2 protein-coding genes are annotated in these 448 nt (G+C 50.2%); both read left to right on the forward strand.

The features are described 5' to 3' along the window. Window positions 1-225, forward strand: a 225-nt coding sequence (locus AC1RPR_RS08285) for a hypothetical protein (RefSeq protein WP_481763481.1), incomplete at its 5' end; no start/stop codon positions are given. 2 nt (window positions 226-227) lie between these two features. Next, on the forward strand, window positions 228-448 hold a 221-nt coding region (locus AC1RPR_RS08290; RefSeq protein WP_481763482.1), incomplete at its 3' end, for a hypothetical protein.

Consider the following 448-nt stretch of genomic DNA (forward strand, 5'->3'; position numbering starts at 1 on the left):
AACCTATACTCGCTGGACGTAGAATTTTTGGTTCAGAGTCCTAAACAGTTCCAACCGCTCGCTACTATGTCCTTCATAGTTGATCAGGAGTACAGCCTTACTGATAAGGCGTACGCAGGCACATATGCAGTAGTTGGGCGTGCCATTTACATAACCGGTGGCACCTATGCCGAAAAGATATTGGGCACCCGTGTTGGTACCGATAGTCAGTATACGCAGGGTTAATCATGGGATTCAAGACACAGAATGCTAGCGTGGCGGCCACCGAAAACTACGGTAATTCGTACTACTTGGGAACGGTCACCGCCAATAATGACACCACTGGGATGAGCCGTGTACAGGCTAAAGTTCCGGGTCTATACGAAACTGATCAGGGTGAAGTTCCGTGGATCGGAAACATGAAGGACAGTCCGTTCGGGTTCGGTGTTGGGGCTAAGGGGCCATACGG

This window comes from Dellaglioa sp. CoH-57-MRSF-22 (genome assembly GCF_056781895.1).